Source organism: Streptomyces sp. NBC_00385, from assembly GCF_035917155.1.
Classification (GTDB): Bacteria; Actinomycetota; Actinomycetes; order Streptomycetales; family Streptomycetaceae; genus Streptomyces; species Streptomyces poriferorum.
The window spans coordinates 8,018,907-8,037,817 of record NZ_CP107951.1 but is presented as its reverse complement, the minus strand read 5'-3'; the positions used below and the strand labels follow the sequence as shown (position 1 = coordinate 8,037,817).

1 protein-coding gene is annotated in these 18,911 nt (G+C 73.1%); it reads left to right on the top strand.

Annotated elements, in window-relative coordinates:
- The first annotated feature begins 49 nt into the window (after positions 1–49).
- Positions 50–18,880 carry an SDR family NAD(P)-dependent oxidoreductase gene (locus OG959_RS35545; protein WP_326665159.1) on the top strand — a complete coding sequence of 6,277 codons (18,831 nt, stop codon included), beginning with the start codon at positions 50–52 and terminating at the stop codon, positions 18,878–18,880.
- The last annotated feature ends 31 nt before the right edge of the window (positions 18,881–18,911 follow it).

Genomic DNA, 18,911 nt, shown 5'->3' with positions numbered 1-18,911 from the left:
AGGGTGGGTCTCGCCGGGTCGTTCTCGACGAGGGAGTACGTCACAGATCATGCGTAGCGCCCACTCCGCACCTATCGCCGTCATCGGTCTCGCCTGCCGCCTCCCCGGGGCACCCGATCCCGCCGCCTTCTGGCAGTTGCTCAGCCGCGGGGAGGACGCCGTCGGGGAGGCTCCCGCGGGCCGCCGGTCCGCAGGGGCCCCCGCCCGCGGCGGCTTCCTCGACGAGGTGGACCGGTTCGACGCCGGATTCTTCGGTGTCCCGCCCCGTGAGGCGGCGGCGATGGACCCCCAGCAGCGGCTGCTGCTGGAGCTGGGCTGGGAGGCACTGGAGGAGGCCGGGATCGTCCCCGGTGTGCTCGCCGGAAGCCGTACCGCCGTCTTCGCCGGCGCCATCTGGGACGACTACGCGGCCCTCCACCACCGCAGGGGCGGGACGGGCGGGGACCGGTACTCCATGACGGGGCTGCACCGCGGCATCCTCGCCAACCGGCTCTCGTACGTGCTCGGTCTCACCGGTCCGAGCCTGACGGTGGACACGGCCCAGTCCTCGTCGCTGGTCGCGGTCCATCTCGCCTGCGAGAGCCTGCGCAGCGGTGAGTCCGATCTCGCCGTCGTCGGCGGTGCGAATCTGATCCTCTCCCCCGGCAGCAGCGCGGACAGCGCAAAGTTCGGGGCCCTGTCACCCGACGGCCGCTGCTTCACGTTCGACGCGCGCGCCAACGGCTATGTACGCGGCGAGGGCGGTGTCGCCGTCGTCCTCAAGCCGCTGGACCGGGCCCGGGCCGACGGTGACCGGGTGCACTGCGTGATCCTGGGCAGCGCGGTCAACAACGACGGCGCGTCCGAAGGGCTCACCGTCCCTGACCGGGGTGCGCAAGAAGCGGTGCTGCGCGAGGCGTACACCCGCGCGGGTGTCACGGCCGGTGAGGTCCAGTACGTCGAGCTGCACGGCACGGGCACACCGGTGGGCGACCCGGTGGAGGCCGCCGCGCTGGGTGCGGCGCTCGGCACCGGCCGGCCCGCCGACGCGCCGCTCCAGGTGGGGTCGGCGAAGACGAACGTCGGGCATCTGGAGGGCGCGGCCGGTCTGGTGGGGCTGCTGAAAGCCGCGCTGTCCGTTTCCCGGCGCCGGATCCCGGCCAGCCTCAACTTCGATGTGCCCAACCCGGAGATCCCGCTGGCGGACCTGGGCCTTCGGGTCCGGACCGAGGAGGGTCCCTGGCCCCGGGAGGAGCTTCCACTGATCGCGGGGGTCAGCTCCTTCGGGATGGGCGGGACCAACTGCCATGTGGTGGTGGCGGATGCGGCGGGCACGAAGGCCGGTGCGGCGGCCGGAGGCTCCGGCTCCGGTGAAGCCGTGGATGCGGCGGAGACCGGCTCCGGTACGGCGGCCGGCGGCTTCGGGGAAGCCGTGGATGCGGCGGAAACCGCTGCCGGTACGGCAACCGTCAGCACCGGGGAAGCCGTGGATGCGGCGGAGACCCCTGACGGAACGGCAACCGGAGACACCGGGGAAGCCCGAGACGCGGCAGAAACCCCTCCCGGAACGGCAACCGGAGACACCGAAGCGGTGGATCCGCCGGCGGCCGATGCGCCTCGGCCGCCCGTCCCCTGGCTGCTCAGCGCCCGCGACGGCCGGGCCCTGCGCGGTCAGGCCGCCCGGCTCCGCGACCACCTCACGGCCGCCGGCCCCGACGCGTCGCCCCTCGACATTGCGTACTCCCTCGCCACCACCCGCACCCTCTTCGACGAGCGGGCCGTCGCGGTGACGGCCGACCGGGATGCGCTGCTGCGCGCGGTCGAGGCCCTGGCGGAGGACCGGGACGACCCCGCTCTCGTACGCGGCCGCGCGAACACGCAGTCCCTCACGGCCTTCCTCTTCACCGGGCAGGGCAGTCAGCGCGCCGGGATGGGACGCGAACTCTACCTCGCGTACAAGGAGTTCGCCGAGGCCTTCGACCGCGTCTGCGCGGCCTTCGCCCCGCATCTGGACCGCCCGCTGGGGGACATCGTCCTCGCGGCGGAAGGATCGCCCGAGGCTGCGCTGCTGGACGAGACGCGGTATACGCAGCCCGCGCTCTTCGCGGTCGGGACAGCACTCTTCCGGCTGGTGGAGCACCTGGGCCTGCGACCGGACCGGCTCGCCGGGCATTCGATCGGCGAGCTGACCGCCGCCCATGTGGCCGGAGTCCTCTCGCTCGACGATGCCGCGCGTCTGGTCGCCGCCCGGGGCCGGCTGATGCAGGAGCTTCCGGCGGGCGGCGCGATGGCCGCGGTGGAGGCGACCGAGCAGGAGGTGATCCCGCATCTCACCGACCGGGTCTCGATCGCCGCCGTCAACGGTCCGCGCGCGGTCGTCGTCTCGGGCGACGAGCCCGATGTCCTGCGGATCAAGGACGCCTTCGCCTCCCAGGGGCGCCGCACCCGGCGGTTGACGGTCAGCCATGCCTTTCATTCGCCGCTGATGGACCCGGTCCTCGACGCGTTCCGGCGGATCGCCGGGGAGCTGCAGTTCCGTGCGCCGAGGATTCCGGTCGTCTCGAACGTCACGGGTGACTTCGCGACCGCCGAGGAACTCGCCTCACCCGAGTACTGGACACGGCACATCCGCGACGCCGTCCGCTTCCATGACGGACTGCGCACGTTGCGGGACGACGGTGTGGGTGTCTTCGTCGAGCTGGGCCCGGACGCCGTCCTGACCGCCCTGGCCCGTGCGTCACTCGGTGACGGACAGCCCGCGCCACTGTCGGTCCTGCGGCGCGGGCGGCCCGAGCCGGAGACCCTGACGACCGCACTGGCCCAGGCGCACGTACGCGGTGCCCGGGTGGACTGGGCGGACGCACTCGCGGCACGGGGCGGCAGGACCGTCCCGCTGCCGACGTACGCATTCCAGCGGGACCGGCACTGGCTGGACGGCCCGGTCGCGGCGCCGGACGCGGCGGTGCCGGTACGGGAGGACGAACCCGCGCCCGCACAAGGTGCGGTGTCCGGCACGGACCTGCTGGATCTGGTCCGGACGCAGGTCGCGATCGTGCTGGGACATGTCACCGGCGACGCGGTCGATCCCGGCCATACGTTCAAGGACCTCGGATTCGACTCACTGGCCGGGGTGGAACTGCGCGACCGGCTCCGGACCGCGACCGGACTCCCGCTGCCCTCGGCCCTGGTCTACAACCACCCGACGCCGGAGGCCGTGGTCCGGCTGTTGCGCGAACGGCTCGACGGGTCTGCGGGGAGGGCCGGCCTGCCGGCCGGCCGCACGGATACGGCGTCCCAGGCGGACGAGCCGATCGCCATCGTGGGCATGGCATGCCGCTACCCGGGCGGGGTGGCCTCGCCCGAGGACCTGTGGAACCTGGTCGCCGGGGGCACGGATGCCATCGGCCCGTTCCCCACGGACCGGGGCTGGGACCTGGAAGCGCTGTACGACCCGGACCCGGATCGGCCCGGCACCTCCTACGTCCGGGAGGGCGGATTCCTCTACGGGGCCGGTGAGTTCGACGCCGCGCTCTTCGGAATCAGTCCGCGCGAGGCGGCGGCGATGGACCCGCAGCAGAGGCTGCTGCTCACCACGGCGTGGGAGGCCTTCGAACGGGCCGGCATCGCACCCGACAGTCTGCGCGGCAGCGCGTCCGGTGTGTTCATCGGTGCGACCGCCCAGGACTACGGGCCCCGCCTGCACGAACCGGCCGAGGGCCTGGACGGCTATCTACTCACCGGCAGCACGGCGAGTGTCGCCTCGGGGCGGGTCGCGTACACCTTCGGCCTTGAGGGCCCGGCGGTGACGGTCGACACGGCCTGCTCCTCGTCCCTGGTGGCACTGCATCTGGCGGCCCAGGCGCTGCGGCAGGGCGAATGCGATCTGGCACTCGCCGGTGGAGTGACCGTGATGCCGACACCGGGAATGTTCCTGGAGTTCAGCCGGCAGCGCGGCCTCGCGTCGGACGCACGCTGCAAGGCCTTCGCCGCAGGCGCCGACGGCACCGCCTGGTCGGAGGGGGCAGGACTGCTGCTCGTGGAGCGGCTGTCGGATGCCCGGCGCAACGGTCATCGGGTGCTGGCGGTCGTACGGGGCTCCGCCGTCAACCAGGACGGTGCGAGCAACGGCCTCACCGCACCCAACGGCCCCTCGCAGGAGCGGGTGATCCGTCAGGCCCTGGCCCATGCCGGTCTCGGCACATCCGATGTGGACGCGATGGAGGCGCACGGGACCGGGACACGTCTCGGCGACCCGATCGAGGCCGATGCCCTGCTGGCCACGTACGGCCAGGATCGGCCGGCCGAACAGCCGCTGCTGCTTGGTTCGTTGAAGTCGAACATCGGGCATACCCAGGCGGCGGCCGGGGTCGGCGGCATCATCAAGATGGTCGAGGCCATGCGCCACGGTCTGCTGCCCCGCACGCTGCACGTGGACGCGCCGTCGCCGCATGTGGACTGGGAGGCGGGTGCGGTGCGCCTGCTGGTCGAGGACGTGCCCTGGCCGGAGCGCGACCGGCCGCGCCGGGCGGCCGTGTCGTCCTTCGGGATCAGCGGGACCAACGCCCACGTCATCCTGGAACACGCCCCGGACCCAATCGATTCGGTCCCGGCGACACCCGAACCCGGGCACTTCGAGCCGGTGTTGTGGCCGCTTTCCGCTCAGAGCACCGACTCACTGCGCGAGCAGGGGGCACGGCTGCGTACGTATGTCGTGGAACACCCGGAGGTCGAACCCCAGCAGCTCGCTTCGGCGTTGTACCGGGGGCGCGCTGCCCTTGGGCATCGTGGGGTGGTGCTGGCGGGTGACCGGGACCAGGCCATCGACGCCCTGACCGCACTCGCCACCGACCAGGAACACCCAGCACTCGTACGAGCCACCGCCGCACCCACACCCCGCATCGCCTACCTCTTCACCGGCCAGGGCAGCCAACGCCCCCAGATGGGCCAGACACTCTACGAAACTCACCCCGCATACGCCTCCGCACTCGACGACGTCTGCGACGCACTCGACCCCCACCTCCAACATCCCCTGCGCGACATCATGTTCGCCACCCCAGACACCCTCAACGCAGAGCTCCTCAACGAAACCCGCTACACCCAACCCGCACTCTTCGCCCTCGAAACAGCCCTCCACCACCTCCTCGAACACCACGGCGTCACCCCCCACTACCTCACCGGCCACTCCATCGGCGAACTCACCGCCGCCCACATCGCCGGCATCCTCACCCTCGAAGACGCCGCACTCCTCATCGCCACCCGCGCCCAACTCATGCAATCCGCCCCACCCGGCGGAGCCATGACCGCCATCGAAGCCACCGAAGAACAGATACAGCCCTACCTCAACGCACACATCGCCCTCGCCGCCGTCAACAGCCCCACCTCCCTCGTCATCTCAGGCGACACCGACGCCATCCAACACGCCACCCACACACTCCAACGAAACGGCCACCGCACCCACCCCCTCACCGTCAGCCACGCCTTCCACTCCCACCACATGGACCCCATCCTCAACCAATTCCACGAAACAGCCCAAACCCTCACCTACCACCAACCCCACACCCCCCTCATCACCAACGGCGACCCCACCACCCCCCACCACTGGACCAACCAAATACGCAACACCGTCCGCCACCACAACAACATCACCACCCTCACCACCAAAAACATCACCACCTACCTCGAACTCGGCCCCGACGCATCCCTCACCACCCACACACCCCACACCACCCCCCTCCTCCGCAAAAACCACAACGAAAACCACACCTACCAAACCGCCCTCGCCACCACCCACGCACAAGGCACCCCCACCACCCCACCCACACCCCACACCAACACCCACCCCCACCTCCCCACCTACCCCTTCCAACCCACCCACTACTGGCGGGTGGCCAGGGGTGCCCCGGCCGGTCCGGAGTCGCTCGGCCTCGCGGCCACGGGCCACCCCTTCCTCGGCGCGTCGGGTGAACTCGCGGAACAGGGTGGTTCGGTGTTCAGCGGCCGGCTGTCGCAGGACGCCCACCCCTGGCTCGCGGACCACGAGATCCTCGGCCGCACGCTTCTGCCCGGAACCGCCTTCGTGGACCTCGCGCTCGCCGTCGGCGAGGCCGTGGACGCGCCGAGGGTGGCGGAACTGACGCTGGAGGCGCCGCTCCTGCCTCCCGCCACCGGTTTCCTGCTGCTCCAGCTGACCGTCGGCCCAGCCGGTGCGGACGGCGACCGCTCCCTCAGCATCCACACGCGCCCGGACCCGTCGAGTGACTGGACCCGGCACGCCACGGGCACACTGACTCCGCCCACGGCCGCCCGGCCGGTCGCGGACGACAGCACCTGGCCCCCGCGCGGCGCCGAGGCCCTCGATGTCGGGACGCTGTACGAACGGCTCGGCCGGCTGGGGTACGCCTACGGGCCCGCCTTCCGTGCCGTGCGAGCCACGTGGCGCGACGGCGACGACCTCATCGCCGAACTCACGCTTCCGGATGAGCTGTTGGACCAGGCGACGGACTTCCCGATCCACCCGGCCCTGCTCGACGCGGCCCTGCATCCACTGGTCGGCCGCGAGGCGCAGGAGGGTGCGGGGCTGCCCGTACCCTTCGCCTGGTCGGGCATCGAACTCTTCGCCACCGGCGCCACCTCTGTGCGCGCCCGCTGGTCGTCGGGGCGGCTCTCGGTCACCGACCCGGCCGGCAACACCGTCCTGTCCGCCGACTCGCTCACCCTGCTGCCGGTCGACGCGGCGGCGCTCGGCACACCGGGCAGCCGCACGCCAGTCCCGCACCGCATCGACTGGACACCCGTCACCCACGAGGCCTCCGCACGGTCGCGACCGGTGCACGTGGACACGCTCGGGGACCTCACGCCGGACGCACCCGTGCCCGAAGTCGTCGCCGTAAGTGTTCCGCAGGGGCGCGGCGCGGCCGCACACGCTCTGGCGCTGGTACGGGAGTGGCTGGAGCAGGACCGCTTCGCCGATGCACGGCTGCTGTTCGCCACCCGGGGTGCGCTGGCCGCGGTGGAGGGCGACGCCGCGCCCGATCCCTGGTCGGCCGCCGCGTGGGGGCTGGTCCGGTCGGCGCAGTCGGAGCACCCCGGCCGGTTCGCCCTGGCGGACGTCGACGGGGATGCACCGGACCTCGCCCTGCTGTCGGAGGCATCGCACGACGAACCCCAACTCGCCTTGCGCGGAACCTCATTGTTCGCTCCGCGGCTCACCCGCGGCGCTGCCCCCCGGTCCGCGCCCGAAGGCCGTGACTACGGCCGCCGCACCGTCCTGCTTACCGGCGGGACCGGCGGGCTCGGCCGGCTCGTCGCCCGGCATCTCGTGGACCACCACGGGGCTCGGCATCTGCTGCTGCTGAGCCGGAGCGGAGAACGCGCCGAAGGCGCGGCCGAGTTGGCCCGCGACCTCGCCGGGGCCGGGGCCGAGGTGCGGTTCGCGGCCGGGGACGCGGCCTCGCGCGAGGACCTTGCCGGGGCGCTCGCCTCGATCCCGTCCGCGCATCCCCTGGGGGCCGTCTTCCATCTGACCGGTGTCCTCGACGACGTGACGATCGGGAGCCTCACGCCGGAGCGGCTGGAGGCCGTGCTCCGCACGAAGGCCGATGCGGCCTCATACCTGCACGAACTGACGGCCGATGCCGAGCTGGACGACTTCGTCCTGTTCTCCTCCGTCGTCGGCGTCACCGGCAACGCCGGACAGGCCAACTACGCGGCCGCCAACGCCTACTTGGATGCCCTCGCACACCACCGCCATGCCCTGGGCCTCCCCGCCACCTCACTTGCCTGGGGCCTCTGGGACCAGCCCGACGGGATGAGCGGAGGCCTGGGAGCGCCGGAACTGGCCCGCTGGTCACGGTCGGGGCTCGCTCCGCTGTCCGTCAGCGACGGTCTGGCGCTGCTGGACGCGGCCCTCGACGGCGGGGACCCGGCACCGGTCCTCGTAAGGATCGACGCCGCCGCCCTGCGGTCGAGGGCGGAACAAGGCGCCCTGCCCTCGCTGCTGCGCGGCCTGGTCCGTACGCGGCGCCCCCGCGCCTCGGCCGCGTCGGCCGATGTCTCCGGCACCGGCTCGTGGGCGCTGCGCACCGCCGGCCTCCCGGAGGCGGAACGGCAGCGCACGGTAACCGAGTTGGTCCGGACGACGGTGGCCATGGTGCTCGGTCACACCACACCGGCGGCCCTGGACGACTCCCGCGCCTTCCGGGATCTGGGCTTCGACTCCCTCGCGGGGGTCGATCTGCGTAACCGGCTCGCCGCGGCCACCGGCCTGAGGATCTCCGCCACGGCCGTCTTCGACCATCCCACCCCCCGGTCCCTGGCCGCCCATGTGCTGACCCTGCTGCCCGGGGGCCCCGCCGCGACCCCCGGCGTCCTGGTCACCGGAGCGCGGCCCACCGACCAGGACGATCCGATCGTGATCGTCGGCATGGCCTGCCGCTACCCGGGCGGTGTGGCCTCGCCCGACGATCTGTGGGACCTCGTCGCATCGGCGCAGGACGCCATCGGAGGCTTCCCCACCGACCGGGGCTGGGACCTGGCGAACCTCTACGACCCGGACCCGGATCACCTCGGTACGTCGTACTCCCGCCAGGGCGGATTCCTGTACGGGGCAGGGCAGTTCGACGCCGAGTTCTTCGGGATCAGCCCGCGCGAGGCCCTTGCGGCCGATCCGCAGCAGCGGCTGCTCCTGGAAACGGCGTGGGAGACGTTCGAGCGGGCCGGAATCGACCCCGGCACCGTGCGGGGCAGCCGAACGGGGGTCTTCGCCGGGGTCATGTACAACGACTACGGGTCGAGGTTCCTCAAGGCCCCGCAGGATCTGGAGGGCTATCTCCTCACGGGCAACACATCGAGCGTGATCTCGGGGCGGGTCGCCTACACCTTCGGTCTCGAAGGGCCCGCGGTGACCGTGGACACGGCGTGCTCCTCCTCCCTGGTCGCCCTCCATCTGGCCGCCCAGGCGCTGCGGCAGGGCGAATGCGACCTGGCACTCGCCGGCGGCGTCACCGTGATGGCCCGCCCCGACACGTTCGTCGAGTTCAGCCGGCAGCGCGGGCTCTCCCCCGACGGCCGGTGCAAGTCCTTCTCCGCCTCGGCCGACGGCACGGGCTGGTCGGAGGGGGTGGGGCTGCTGCTCGTGGAGCGGCTGTCCGATGCCCGGCGCAACGGTCATCAGGTGCTCGCGGTCGTACGGGGCTCCGCCGTCAACCAGGACGGCGCGAGCAACGGCCTCACCGCACCCAACGGCCCCTCGCAGGAGCGCGTCATCCGCCAGGCCCTGGCCGGCGCGGGCCTGCGGGCCTCGGAGGTCGACGCGGTCGAGGCGCACGGAACGGGGACGAAGCTCGGCGACCCGATCGAGGCCCAGGCTCTCCTTGCCACCTACGGGCAGGAACGGCAGGACGACGAGCCGCTGCTGCTGGGTTCACTGAAGTCGAACATCGGGCACGCCCAGGCGGCGGCCGGGGTCGGCGGCATCATCAAGATGGTCGAGGCCATGCGCCACGGCGTGCTCCCCCGCACCCTGCACGTGGACACCCCGTCCCCGCACATCGACTGGGAGGCGGGGGCCGTCAGGCTTCTGACGCAGGAGACGGACTGGCCGGACCATGACCGGCCGCGCCGGGCCGCCGTGTCGTCCTTCGGGATCAGCGGGACCAACGCCCACGTCATCCTGGAACAGGCACCCGAGCTACAGGAATCCGCTCCCGACACCGACGACAGCACACCCGTGCTGTGGCCGCTGTCCGCGCACAGCCCGGCCGCCCTGCGCAGCCAGGCGGCACGGCTCGCCACCTTCGTACGGGAACGGCCGGACTCGGCGGTGGCGATCAGCCGAACCCTGACGACCGGACGCGCTGCCCTGGAACACCGTGGGGTGGTGTTGGCGGGTGACCGGGACCAGGCCCTCGACGCCCTGACCGCACTCGCGGCGAACGAGGAACACCCGGCACTCGTACGAGGAACCGCCGCACCCACACCCCGCATCGCCTACCTCCTCACCGGCCAGGGCAGCCAACGCCCCCGAATGGGCCACACCCTCTACACCACCCACCCCGCCTTCGCCGCCGCACTCGACGATGCCTGCGACGCACTCGACCCACACCTCGAACACCCCCTGCGCGACATCATGTTCGCCACCCCAGACACCCCCGAAGCAGCACTGCTCAACGAAACCCGCTACACCCAACCCGCACTCTTCGCCCTCGAAACAGCCCTCCACCACCTCCTCAAACACCACGGCGTCACCCCCCACTACCTCACCGGCCACTCCATCGGCGAACTCACCGCCGCCCACATCGCCGGCATCCTCACCCTCGAAGACGCCGCACTCCTCATCACCACCCGCGCCCAACTCATGCAATCCGCCCCACCCGGCGGAGCCATGACCGCCATCGAAGCCACCGAAGAACAGATACAGCCCTACCTCAACGCACACATCGCCCTCGCCGCCGTCAACAGCCCCACCTCCCTCGTCATCTCAGGCGACACCGACGCCATCCAACACGCCACCCACACACTCCAACGAAACGGCCACCGCACCCACCCCCTCACCGTCAGCCACGCCTTCCACTCCCACCACATGGACCCCATCCTCAACCAATTCCACGAAACGGCCCAAACCCTCACCTACCACCAACCCCACACCCCCCTCATCACCAACGGCGACCCCACCACCCCCCACCACTGGACCAACCAAATACGCAACACCGTCCGCCACCACAACAACATCACCACCCTCACCACCAAAAACATCACCACCTACCTCGAACTCGGCCCCGACGCATCCCTCACCACCCACACACCCCACACCACCCCCCTCCTCCGCAAAAACCACAACGAAAACCACACCTACCAAACCGCCCTCGCCACCACCCACGCACAAGGCACCCCCACCACCCCACCCACACCCCACACCAACACCCACCCCCACCTCCCCACCTACCCCTTCCAACCCACCCACTACTGGTTGGACGCAACAGCGGCCGACTCGACCGCCGCAACCGACTCGCTGCTCGCCCCGGCCGTCGAGCTGGCCGAGGACGACGGCCTGCTCTTCACCGGTGAGGTGGGCACGGCCCTGCTTCCCTGGCTCGCCGACCATGCGATGGGCGGAGCGCCGCTCGTACCGGCGGCGCTCTTCGTCGAACTGGCGCTGCGGGCAGGCGAGAAGGCGGATGCCCCGGTCGTTGACGAGCTGACGCTCGAAGCTCCGCTCGCGCTGCCGGCCGACGGCTCGGCAGTGTCTCTTCAGCTCACGGTCGGTGCGCCCGACAGCACGGGCCGACCGTTCAGCCTGCATGCCCGGCCCGCCGACGGTTCGCCGTGGGTGCGGCACGCCTCCGGCCGGCTGGCTCCGGCGGACCACGAGGTTCCCGCACCGGAAACCGAGTGGCCTCCGGCCGACGCGGTCCCCACGGACGTCGCCGAGGTCTACGAACGGCTGGAGCGGCTGGGCTACGGCTACGGTCCGGACTTCCGCAACCTGCGGAACGCCTGGGCCGTCGGGGACACCCTTTTCGCCGATGCCGCCCTGCCGGAGGAACTGCGCGACTCCGCCGGGGAGTTCGCCCTGCATCCCGCGCTGCTCGACGCGGCGCTGCACCTCCTGCCCCTGCGCGAGGGGGGTACGGAGCTGAAGCTTCCCTTCTCCTGGTCCGGTGTCCGCCTCCACGCCACCGGTGCCGACTCGGTGCGGATCCGGCTGGAGCCGGCCGGCGGGGACTCCATGTCCCTCTCGCTGACCGACTCGGGCGGGGACCCGGTCGCCTCCGTGGACGCGGTCCATCTGCTGCCCGCGCCCGCCGTGACAGCGGCCCCGACGGCCCCCACCCCCACCGACCCGCTGTACGCGGTGAAGTGGACGGAAGCGGGGGCTCACCGCGGGCGCGCCGGTGACGGGCTGCCCGCGCCCGAGATCGTACGGATCGACTCCGGCCTTTCCGTGGCCGAGGCGACCCACCGGGCCCTGGCGCTCGTCCAGGAGTGGCTGGTGGCTGAGCGGCCCACGGGCTCCAGGCTCGCCGTCGTCACCTCGAACGCCGTCGCGGCCGGGCCGGGCGAGGCCGTCGCCGGTCTCCCCGCCGCTGCGGTGTGGGGTCTGCTCCGCACCGCCCAGTCCGAACACCCCGGCACCTTCGTCCTCGTCGACTCCGACGACAGCGCGGCGAGCGAACGGGCCCTGGCCGGTGCACTGACAGCGGACGAACCCCAACTCGCCCTGCGCGAAGGCCGGGCGCTCGTGCCCCGGCTGGCGCGGATCACACCGCACGGCCCGAACACCGCGTCCCCGTCCCTCTCGGTCGCCGGCCCGGACGGAGCGGGCACCGTGCTGCTGACCGGAGCCACCGGGGCGCTCGGCGCCACGATCGCCGAGCGACTCATCACCCACCACGGAGTCCGGCATCTGCTCCTCGCCGGTCGGCGCGGCCCGACGGCCCCCGGCGCGCCGGAACTGCTCGCGCACCTCGCGGAGCTCGGGGCCACCGTTACCCTCGTGGCCTGCGACACCACCGACCGGGCCGCCGTCACCCGCCTGCTCACCGGCATCCCCGCCGCACACCCCCTGAGTGCGGTCGTACACGCGGCCGGAGTCCTCGACGACGGTGTACTGGAGGACCTCACCCCGGACCGCCTCGACACGGTCCTGCGGCCTAAGGCGGACGCGGCCCTGCTGCTGCACGAGCTGACCGTCGAGCTCGGCCTGGAACCAGCCGCCTTCGTTCTCTTCTCCTCGGTCACCGGCGTCACCGGCACGGCCGGCCAGGCCAACTACGCGGCGGCCAACACCTACCTGGACGCCCTCGCCCAGCACCGCCACGCCCTGGGTCTGCCCGCCACCTCGGTCGCCTGGGGCCTCTGGGACCAGCCCGACGGGATGGGGTCGGGGCTGGGCACCTCCGATCTCGTCCGGCTCGCCCGTTCCGGCATCGCCCCGCTTCCCGCCGAGAACGCTGTGCGGCTCTTCGACGACGCGCTCGGCTCCCGGCTCCCGCTGCTCGTCGCCTCCCGCTTCACCACCGCCACCCTGGGCGAGGGAGGCGTGCCGGTCCCCGCACCGCTGCGGTCGCTGACGGCAACGCGGCCCCGCCGCGCGGCCAACTCCGCCGCCACGGCGTCCGGCCCGGCCTTCGCCGACCAGGTGGCCGGCCTCTCGCACGAGGACGCGGAACGGAAGCTGCTGGAGCTGGTGCGCGCCGCCACGGCCACCGTGCTGGGCCACGCGGACGCGGCGGCGGTGCCCGGCGGCCGCGCCTTCACCGACCTCGGTTTCGATTCGCTGGCAGCCGTCGACCTGCGGAACCGGCTCGGTACGGCCACCGGTCTGCGCCTGCCCACCACCCTGGTCTTCGACCACCCGACCCCGCGGGCGCTCGCCGCCCGGCTGCGTACCGAACTCGTCGGATCCACGGCCGCGGCAGCCCCGGTCACGGCGGCTGCCGATGCCACCGACGACGACCCGATCGCCATCGTCTCCATGGCCTGCCGCTTCCCCGGCGGAGTCACCACGCCCGAGGAGCTGTGGCGCCTGGTCAGCGACGGGACCGATGCCGTCTCCGGCTTCCCCACCGACCGGGGCTGGGACCTGGACGCCCTCTACGACCCGGACGCCTCCCGCCCCGGCACCTCGTACGCCAGGGAGGGCGGATTCCTGCACGCGGCCGCCGACTTCGACCCGGAGTTCTTCGGGATGAGCCCGCGCGAGGCCCTCACCACGGACCCGCAGCAGCGGCTGCTGCTGGAGACGGCCTGGGAGGCGTTCGAGCGGGCCGGAGTCGACCCGGCCGGGCTGCGCGGCTCCCGTACCGGGGTGTTCGCCGGGGTGATGTACAACGACTACGGGGCCCGGCTGCACCAGTCGCCGAACGCCCCCGGCGAGGTCGAGGGGTACCTGGTCAGCGGAAGCGCGGGCAGTGTGGCCTCCGGCCGGGTCTCGTACACCTTCGGTCTCGAAGGGCCCGCGGTGACCGTGGACACGGCGTGCTCCTCGTCCCTGGTCGCCCTCCATCTGGCCGCCCAGGCGCTGCGGCAGGGCGAATGCGACCTGGCGCTCGCCGGCGGGGTCACCGTGATGGCCGGGCCCGCGACCTTCGTCGAGTTCAGCCGGCAGCGGGGGCTCTCCGCCGACGGGCGGTGCAAGCCGTTCGCGGAGGCCGCCGACGGCACCGGGTGGGGAGAGGGCGTCGGGCTGCTGCTCGTGGAGCGGCTCTCGGACGCCCGGCGCCACGGCCACGAGGTGCTGGCCCTGCTCCGGGGCTCCGCCGTCAACCAGGACGGCGCGAGCAACGGCCTCACCGCACCCAACGGCCCCTCGCAGCAGCGGGTCATCCGCCAGGCGCTGGACCGGGCCGGTCTGGCCGCCAGGGACGTCGACGCCGTCGAGGCGCACGGGACCGGGACCCGGCTCGGGGACCCGATCGAGGCCCAGGCGCTGCTGGCCGTCTACGGGCAGGACCGGCAGGACGGCACGCCGCTGCTGCTGGGCTCGGTGAAGTCCAACATCGGGCACACCCAGGCCGCGGCGGGCGTCGCGGGCGTCATCAAGACCGTGCTCTCCATGCGGCACGGGACCCTCCCCAGGAGCCTGCACATCGACCGGCCGACCTCACAGGTCGACTGGTCGGAAGGCGGCGTCGCGCTGCTCACCGAAACGGCCTCCTGGCCGGAGCACGGGCGGCCCCGGCGAGCGGGCGTGTCGTCCTTCGGGATCAGCGGGACCAACGCCCACGTCATCCTGGAGGCGCCGGCGGACACCCCGGCCGCCCCCGAGACCCCGCCCGCCACGGAGGCTCCTGGCACCGGCACCGGCACCGGAGCCGACGGCCCGCTCCTCCCGTGGCTGGTGTCCGGGCACACGCCCGGTGCGCTGAGGGCGCGGGCGGCGCAACTGGCCGACGTGCTCGAACGGCGGCCCGCGCCGCACCCGGCGGACGTCCCGGCGGCTCTGGCCGCGGGTCCCGGTCCCTTCGAGCACCGCGCCTCCTTCGTCGCGGCCGGCCGGGAGGAAGTCCTGCGCGCGCTGGCCTCCGTCGCGTCGGGCGAGAACCGCGGGGTCCTGGCGCCCGAGGGGGTGCGGACCGCCTTCCTCTTCACCGGTCAGGGGAGCCAGCGCGCCGGTGCGGGACGGGAACTGTACGCGGCGCACGGTGTGTTCGCCGACGCCTTCGACGAGGTGTGCGCGGCGCTCGACCCACGCGTCGGCCGCTCGCTGCGCGAGATCATGTTTGCCGACGAGGGCACGCCCGAGGCGGCCCTGCTGAACGAGACGCGCTACACCCAGCCCGCGCTGTTCGCCCTGGAGACGGCGCTGTTCCGGCTGGTGGAGCACTTCGGGGTGCGTCCCGACGCGTTGCTCGGGCACTCCATCGGGTCGGTGGCCGCCGCGCACGCGGCGGGTGTGCTGTCGCTGGGCGACGCGGCGACGCTGGTGGCGGCGCGGGGGCGGCTGATGCAGGGTTTGCCTGCCGGGGGCGCCATGCTGGCCGTGGCGCTCGACGAGGAGTCGGTGACGCGGCTGCTGACCGGTCTCGACGACCGTGCGGGCATCGCGGCGCTCAACGGGCCCCGCGCCACCGTGGTGTCGGGCGAGGCCGGAGCGGTGGACGAGATCGCCGCCCGGGCGGCCGGAACGGGCGCGAGGACCCGCAGGCTCACCGTGAGCCACGCCTTCCACTCGCCGCTGATGGAACCGGTCCTCGCGGAGTTCCGTGAGGTGGTGTCGGGGCTGGACTTCCGGACGCCGGCCCTCACCGTGATCTCCGACCTCACCGGACAGGCCGTCGATGCCGACGACTTCGCCTCCGCCGACCACTGGGTACGGCACGTCCGCGAGGCGGTCCGGTTCGCCGACGGCGTCCGCACGCTCAAGGACCTGGGCATCGGGACGTTCCTGGAGCTCGGCCCGGACGCGGTGCTCACGACCATGGCCGCCGACTCGCACCCGGAGGCGGTACTGGTGCCGCTGCTGCGCCGCGACCGCTCCGAACTGCGCTCGCTGCCGGAAGCGCTCGGCGCGCTGCACGCCGCCGGTGCCACCGTCGGCCGGACCCTGTACGGGGTGGCGGACGGCCGCAGGCGCGTCGAGCTGCCGACGTATCCGTTCCAGCGCGAGCGGTACTGGCTGGACCGCCCGGCCGCTCCTTCCGGGACGGCCGGGGTGGAGCAGGCGGGTCTCGGGGCCACGGACCATCCGTTGCTCGGGGCCGCCGTGGAACTCGCCGGCGGTAACGGCACGGTCCACTCGGGGCTGCTCTCCCTGGACAGCCATCCGTGGCTGGCCGACCACGCGGTGCTCGGCACGGTGGTCCTGCCGGGAGCCGCGCTGCTCGAACTCGCCCTGTACGCGGGCCGGGAGACCGGTGCCGCCGTGGTCGACGAACTGACCCTCAGTGATCCGCTGCTGCTCCCGGAAACGGGATCCGCGCGGGTGCAGGTGAGCGTCGGGGCGGCTGGGGCGGACGGCCGCCGGACGGTCACGGTCCACTCGCGGCCGGATGCCGGGCACGGGGACGGGGCGGCCGGCGAGCCGTGGACGGTGCATGCCTCGGGGGTTCTCGCTCCGGACACGGCCGCACCGCCGGAGCCGGAGAAGGGTGCCTGGCCGCCGGCCGGGGCGGAACCTGTCGAGGTCGGTGGCGCCTATGCCGAACTGGCCGCCCTGGGCTACACCTACGGCCCCGCCTTCCAGGGGCTGCGGGCCGCATGGCGCGACCCGGCCGACGGAACCTGGTTCGCCGAGGTCGGACCGGCCGAAGCGGACGACGGCCACCTCCTGTCGCCGTCCCTCCTCGACTCCGCCCTGCACCCGCTCGCGCTCGCGGGCCCCGGGCCGTCGGGCGGACTTCCGGTCCCGTTCTCCTGGAACGGGGTGCGGGTGTACCCGACGCGGACCGGATCGGTGCGCGTACGGCTGTCTCCGGCCGGGCCCGACACCACCGCACTGCTACTGACCGACGAGGCAGGAGCTCCGGTGCTGTCCGTGGCGTCCCTGGTCGTACGGGAGGCCGATCCGGCACGGTTCGCTCGGGCCCGCCGGGACGGGGACGGCCTGTACCGGGTGGAGTGGACGACGTCGCCCGCCCCCGAGAAGCAGGCCGCCGCGGTCGGCCTCGACGAGGCGCTCAGGATCGCGGACGCGGAGGGCGAGTTCCTCGGCGATGCCGTACTGGACGGGGAGGAAACTTCCCTGCCCGGCCTCGCGCGGGTGCTGCGCGACTGGCTGGCCGAGCCCCGCTTCGGCGGGGCCCGGCTGGTCGTCACGACGACCGGCGCGATCGGCGTCCGCGACGGCGAACCGGTGCCGGGGCTCGACCGGTCGGCCTGGTGGGGACTGGTGCGTACGGCCCAGACCGAGCATCCCGGGCGGTTCGTCCTGCTGGACACGGACGGGACGGACGCGTCGGCCCTGGTCCGGGACGCGGCCCTCGGCACGGAGGAACCGCAGATCGCCCTCCGGGAAGGCGAAGTGCTGGTGCCCCGCCTGGCCGCTGTCCCGGTCGCCGAGGAGAGGCGTACGGCCCTGCCGGACGCGGGGCGGGGCACGGTGCTGCTGACCGGTGCCACGGGTGCGCTCGGCCGGCTGGTCGCCGAACGGCTCATCACCCACCACGGGGTCCGGCGCCTGCATCTGACCGGCCGCCGGGGCCCGGACGCGCCCGGAGCCCGGCAGCTCGTGGCCGACCTCACCGGTCTCGGAGCCGACGTCACGCTCACCGCCTGCGACCTCGCCGACCGGGCCGCACTCACGAAACTCCTCGACTCCCTTCCCGACCGGCATCCGCTGACCGCTGTCGTCCATGCGGCGGGGGTCACGGCGGACGCCACGCTGGAGGCGCTCACGGATGACGCCTTCGCGACGGTTCTCCGGCCGAAGGCGGACGCCGCCCTGCTGCTGCACGAACTGACCATGGCGCGGGGGACCGAACTGGACGCCTTCGTCCTGTTCTCCTCGGTCGCGGGGGTCATCGGCAACGCCGGGCAGGCCAACTACGCCGCCGCCAACACGTACGTGGACGCGCTGGCCCAGCACCGCCACGCGCTCGGACTGCCGGCGCTCTCCCTCGCCTGGGGGCTGTGGGAGCAGCCCGGCGGCATGGGCGGGGCCCTGGGCGGCGCCGATCTGGCCAGGATCGCGCGTACCGGCATCGCGCCACTGACCGCGGAGGAGGGGCTCGCGCTGTTCGACTCGGCGCTGGCTTCGGGACTCACCACCGCCGTACCGGCACGGCTGGACACCTCGGCGCTGCGCAGGCTCGGTGACCCGGACCGCGTGCCGCCACTGTTGCGGACCCTGGTCGGTCTGCCGGCCCGGCGGTCCGCGCAGGCGGCCGGAGCAAGCGGCGGTCCCGTCGTCGACGTGGACGGCGACGCCCCGTGGGTCCGCAAGCTCGCCGGGGCCGCCGAGGCGGATCGGCCGCGCCTCGTGCTGGATCTGGTGCGGGCGGCGGTGGCCGAGATCCTCGGCCACCCGCCGAACCGTCCGGTTCCCGCCGACCGGGGTCTGCTCGACCTCGGCCTCGATTCACTGGCCGCCGTCGAACTGCGCAACCGCCTCGCCGCCGAGACCGGGCTGAGGCTGCCCGCCACCCTGCTCTTCGACCGTCCGACCGCGACCGCGCTCGCCGCCCATCTCCACGGGGAGCTGACCGACCGGCTGCCCGGCGGGGCGGCATCGGCGCTGGCCCGCATCGACGAGCTGGAGACCGCCGTCGACGGGGCCGCGCTCGGCGCGGAGGCCCGCGAGCGGATCACCGCCCGACTGGCCTCCCTGCAGGCCAGGCTCACGGCAGCCGGGGGCACCCCCTCAACTGTCTTGGACACCGACACCACCGCCACCCCCCAGCTGGACCAGGCGTCCGACGACGAGCTCTTCCAGCTCATCGACGGACAGCTCGGATCCGAATGAACCGTACGACGAGGAGAGTTGACGTCGCATG

Bases quoted from the DNA above. Each gene is read 5' to 3' on its own strand.
- OG959_RS35545 (WP_326665159.1), top strand. From the start codon at position 50: ATGCGTAGCGCCCACTCCGCACCTATCGCCGTCATCGGTCTCGCCTGC.